Raw genomic sequence first — 5,440 nt, 5'->3', positions numbered from 1 at the left:
ACAATATCGAAAATTTGCCTCTGCCGGCGCTGTGCAAACCGGCACTGTGGCGGGAGAAGATCTCGGCACACTGGCTGGCACGTATCAATGACTTTAAACCACAGCTGATTTTGGTATCAGCAGGCTTTGATGGCCACCGTGAAGATGATATGGCGCAGTTCCTGCTGACAGAAGATGACTATCAATGGATAGCGCAACAAATAAAGCAACTAGCCGACAACCACTGTGAAGGACGGTTGGTCGCGATGCTGGAAGGCGGCTATGCCTTAAGCGCGCTTGGCCGAAGCGTGGTGGCGTTCTTAAAAGGGTTGATGTAGCCAAAACCAGTGTCAGAGCCTGGCCGCCTGCACATGCATCCAGTCGTAGTTACGGCTACGGCCAAGGCTGACCCAGCCTTCATCTTCCCAGCACTGCCACCAGTAATCGTATTCAGAGCGGGCAAATGCAGCTCTGCTGCCGTCCCACTTCAGTTGATTGTGTTCAGGGTCAAAGTCCAGGGCGATACCCCAACTATGGGTAGATAAACTGCTGCCGCCGCGCTTGGCACGCAAATTAAAACCACCGCCGTATAAGTCCAGCCGCAGTTGCTGCACGGCAGTGAAACCATAAAACAGCAACACTTGCTCCAGCACCTTTTGCATGCTGGCGGCAACTTTATGATGACACTGAGTCGCCAGCACTGTCGTTGAGGTATCCCACGCCAATCGCATCGGGTATGGAAAACTGACTTTTACCAGTTGACTACCCGGTTCACCATAGAAGGCTCTTAGCTCCTGATCCCGTTCCAATGGCCAGTTGTTCGGGTTTGCCGGCGTGCTATAGCTATCACGCCAGGGTGGCGGTATTTTTTGTTGTTGCTGTAAACCGGCCAACTGCTCTGCTGCATAAGCCGTTTGTGGCCCCCACCAGCCATCGAGTAAACCAGGCTGCAATCCGGCCTGTTTACAACACAGCTGTAGGCACAATACTGCCTGACGCTGCGCGGGCCAGCTTTGCCAGCCTTGCGCTTGTGTCAACTCGGCGCTATGCCGCTGCAAATAGTGCTGTATGGCGGCATGATTATCGCCAAGCTCAGTGCTGTGGCTAATATTAAGTGCATTCTTCAGTGAAATTACAGCAAGTGTGTCCATGTTATTGCTGCCCGTTAAAGGTTAACGAGCTAAGTTTAGCTGTGCTGTTTGGCCTTTGCCGGATAAATAAATGCAGGAAAAACAAAACCCTGCCGGAGCAGGGTTTGGATTCAGCGGTTTATTGCCGGCACGCTTTTAGCCAAGCCAAACGCGGGCATTGCGGAACATCCGCATCCACGGGCTGTCTTCCTGCCAGCCGTCCGGCTGCCATGAGTTAGCCACAGCACGGAATACCCGTTCAGGGTGCGGCATCATAATAGTCACCCGGCCATCCGTGGTGGTAAGCGAAGTAATACCGGCAGGTGAACCATTCGGGTTCTGCGGGTATTGCTCCGTGGCATTACCGTAGTGGTCAACAAAACGCATCGCTACAGTGCCGCTGTGGTTGGCTTTGGCAAACGCTTCTGTTGAGGCAAATTCAGCGTGGCCTTCACCGTGTGATACCGCGATTGGCATACGAGAGCCTGCCATGCCATTGAAGAACAACGATGGGCTTTGCTGAATTTCTACCAGACTGAAACGCGCCTCAAAGCGCTCTGATTTATTGCGCACAAAGTGCGGCCATAAATCGGCGCCGGGGATCAGGCTCTTTAAATTAGACATCATCTGACAGCCGTTACAGACACCCAGCGAGAAAGTACTGTTACGTTCAAAGAAATCAGCAAACTGCTGCCGTGCCATGTCGTTAAACAACACAGATTTAGCCCAGCCCTCACCGGCGCCCAAAACGTCACCGTAAGAGAAACCACCACAGGCAACCAAGCCGTTGAAGTCACTCAGCTTGGCGCGGCCTGCCAGAATATCGCTCATATGGACATCAATAGCGGTAAAACCAGCACGGTTAAAGGCGGCTGCCATTTCAACATGCGAGTTAACGCCCTGCTCCCGTAGAATCGCTACTTTCGGCGCAGCGCCTTTTAAGATAAAAGGTGCGGCAACATCGGCATTGATATCAAAACTGAGCTTAACATTTAAACCAGGATCAGCTGCATCCGCTTTGGCCTCGAATTCCTGTTTGGCACCGGCCGGGTTATCACGCAGCGCCTGCATCTGATAAGTGGTTTCCGCCCAGATACAACGTAACCGGGTGCGGCTGTCAGTCAGCACTGCAGCATCACCACGGCTGAAACGCAGCTCATCATTGCTGTTTACGCTGCCGATAACATGGCTGCACTGCGCCAGATTATGTTGCGCCAGCACTTGCTGCACGTAGGCTAGTTCACTGTTGCTTACCTGAATCACAGCACCCGGCTCTTCTGAGAACAGCACCGCCATATCATCATTGCCCAGGGCAGCAATGTCCGCATTGACACCGGCCTTACCGGCAAACGCCATCTCTGCCAGGGTTACGAACAAACCACCGTCTGAACGGTCATGGTACGCCAGCAGTTTTTGTTCACGCGTTAACTGTTGCACAGCATTAAAGAAGTTGATTAACAGTTCCGGGCTGTCTAAATCGACCGGTGTCTGACCTAACTGCTTGTACACCTGTGCCAGACAAGAAGCACCCAGACGGTTCTGGCCCTGACCTAAATCGATCAGTAACAGGCTGGTATCGCCTTTATCTGTACGTAGCTGCGGCGTTACCGTTTTACGGATATCTTCTACCCGGGCAAAAGCAGTGATGACCAAAGATAAAGGTGCAGTAACCGCTTTATCTTCGCCATTTTGCTGCCACTTGGTTTTCATCGACATTGAATCTTTACCGACCGGAATCGTCACTTCCAGCGCCGGGCACAGCTCTTCACCAATAGCTTTAACCGCGGCATATAAACCGGCATCTTCACCCGGGTGACCAGCGGCAGCCATCCAGTTTGCTGATAACTTAACGCGTTTCAAATCACCGATATCGGTTGCAGCAATATTGGTAATGGCTTCAGCGACGGCCAGACGTGCCGACGCAGCAAAGTCCAGCAGTGCAACAGGGGTTCGCTCGCCCATTGCCATCGCTTCGCCGTGATAAGTATCGTAACTGGCAGCGGTAACACCGCAGTTGGCAACCGGTACCTGCCACGGGCCAACCATCTGATCGCGGGCCACCAGGCCTGTTACAGTGCGGTCACCGATGGTGACCAGGAAGGTTTTCTCAGCGATAGCGGGTAAACGCAGTAAGCGCTCTGCGGCCTCTTTTACACTGACGCCAGACAGATCCAGCACTTTACCGGCAGAGGTCGCACTTTTCACGTCGCGGTGCATCTTTGGCGGTTTGCCCAGTAATACACTGAGCGGTAAGTCAATTGGCGTGCTGCCAAAGTGGGTATCGGTTAACGTTAAATGCTGCTCACTGGTGGCTTCACCTACAACAGCGAAAGGCGCGCGCTCACGCTTACAGATCTGCTCAAACACCGGCATTTTGTCCGCCGGTATCGCCATCACGTAACGTTCTTGCGATTCGTTACACCAGATTTGCAGCGGCGACATGCCTGGTTCATCATTTGGTACATTACGCAGTTCAAACTTACCGCCAACGCCACCATCGTTCACCAGCTCAGGGAACGCATTGGATAAGCCACCGGCGCCTACGTCATGAATAAACACTATTGGGTTGTCTTTGCCCAGCTGCCAGCAGCGGTCAATAACTTCCTGACAACGGCGCTCAATTTCCGGGTTCTCGCGCTGCACTGAAGCAAAATCCAGATCTTCAGCTGACTGGCCCGATGCCATAGAGGAAGCGGCACCGCCGCCTAAGCCGATATTCATCGCCGGGCCGCCCAGAACCACTAATTTAGCACCTACCGGTAAATCGCCTTTTTGTACGTGTTCCGCACGGATATTACCCAAACCACCGGCTAACATAATCGGTTTATGGTATCCGCGCAATTCCTCACCATTGTGACTCGGTACTTTCTCTTCGTAGGTACGGAAATAACCATTGATCGCCGGGCGACCAAATTCGTTATTAAAAGCCGCGCCGCCAAGCGGGCCTTCCAGCATAATATCTAACGCAGAAACAATACGCTCTGGCTTACCAAAGTCAGTTTCCCAAGGCTGCTCAAAGCCGGGGATACGTAAATTTGATACCGAGAAGCCCACTAAACCAGCTTTGGGTTTAGAACCAACACCGGTAGCGCCTTCGTCACGAATTTCGCCACCCGAACCGGTAGCTGCGCCCGGATAGGGTGAAATGGCTGTAGGGTGGTTATGGGTTTCAACTTTCATCAGTACATGGATATCTTCATGGTGGTACTGATAAGTATTGTTGCCTGGCTGGGCAAAGAAACGCCCTGCCGCTGAGCCTTCCATTACCGCAGCGTTATCTTTATAGGCTGATAACACATAATCCGGCGTTTGTTCAAAGGTGTTCTTAATCATTTTAAACAGCGATTTAGGCTGTTGCACGCCGTCGATTGTCCAGTCGGCGTTAAAAATTTTGTGCCGGCAGTGCTCAGAGTTTGCCTGAGCAAACATATAGAGTTCAATGTCGTTCGGGTTACGGCCTAAGGCGGTAAAATTGCTAAACAGGTAGTCAATTTCATCTTCTGCCAGCGCCAGGCCCATCTCGCTATTGGCTTTGGCCAATGCTTCACGCCCGCCAGCTAAAATATCAACAGAAGCAAGAGGAGCCGGCTGCGCTTTAGCAAATAAGGCTTCGGCCTGCGTCAGCTCGGTAAATACCGCCTCCATCATGCGGTCATGCAGTAAAGCCGCAACCAGCTGTAATTGTTGCTGGTTTAATTCAGCCGCAGCTTCGATATAGTAGGCAATACCGCGCTCTAAACGTTTTACCTGAGACAGGCCACAGTTGTGGGCAATATCGGTCGCTTTAGATGACCACGGCGAAATAGTTCCCGGGCGGGGAGTAACCAGCAGCATCTGGCCACGTGGTTCATGGCTGGCGATAGCCGGACCGTAAGTCAGCAACTTATCCAGCGTGTGCTGCTGTGCGTCAGTTAATGCGCCGCTGACATCAGCAAAGTGCATAAACTCAGCATAGATATTGCTGACAGTTAAGCCACTTTGGGCGCATTGGTCGAGTAACTTCTGAATTCTGAAATCGGACAGTGCTGGCGCACCACGCAGGATCAACATAGGCTTTTTTTCCCGTGGGTTGAACAACGATGGAACCTGAAACAGGCGCGCCATTATAAAGAAATTTCTGCCTAAGTGGTATGAGTAAACACTGACGTCGAAGCAGAAGTTTGCTATAACAGCCGCTGAATCAGTGTAAACAGGTAATAAGCATGGGGAAAAGTAGCTACTGGCTACTCGTATTGATTTGGCTTTGCGGCTGCAGCCCTGTAGCGAAGCAAAGTCAGCTTTTCAATATTTATCAAATGGATACCCTAAAGGTTGGCATTTTGCACGGCCCA

The 5,440-nt window shown here is 51.9% G+C and carries 2 protein-coding genes and 1 pseudogene; 1 reads left to right on the top strand and 2 read right to left on the bottom strand.

The genetic code is table 11. The annotated features are described in order from the left end of the window. Window positions 1-317 (top strand): annotated as a pseudogene (locus tag VIN66_RS14090) (histone deacetylase family protein); the annotation flags it as partial. 12 nt (window positions 318-329) lie between these two features. Here the strand turns inward: VIN66_RS14090 and VIN66_RS14085 are convergent. After that, window positions 330-1,130 (bottom strand): M15 family peptidase, encoded by an 801-nt coding sequence (locus tag VIN66_RS14085; RefSeq protein WP_331924572.1) that lies wholly within the window; start codon window positions 1,128-1,130, stop codon window positions 330-332. A gap of 135 nt (window positions 1,131-1,265) precedes the next feature. Beyond that, on the bottom strand, window positions 1,266-5,159 hold the full coding sequence (gene purL, locus VIN66_RS14080; protein ID WP_331924573.1) for a phosphoribosylformylglycinamidine synthase: 3,894 nt from the start codon (window positions 5,157-5,159) through the stop codon (window positions 1,266-1,268). Between the last annotated feature and the right edge of the window lie 281 nt (window positions 5,160-5,440).

The sequence above is a fragment of the Rheinheimera sp. genome (assembly GCF_036568245.1).
Taxonomy (GTDB): Bacteria; Pseudomonadota; Gammaproteobacteria; order Enterobacterales; family Alteromonadaceae; genus Alishewanella.
Note: the sequence above shows the minus strand (reverse complement) of the source record. Positions and strands in the feature narration are given on the sequence as shown.

What these genes read in the sequence shown, in the direction of transcription:
- purL (WP_331924573.1), bottom strand. Translation starts at nt 5,159, where the DNA reads ATGTTGATCCTGCGTGGTGCGCCAGCACTGTCCGATTTCAGAATTCAG.
- VIN66_RS14085 (WP_331924572.1), bottom strand. Translation starts at nt 1,130, where the DNA reads ATGGACACACTTGCTGTAATTTCACTGAAGAATGCACTTAATATTAGC.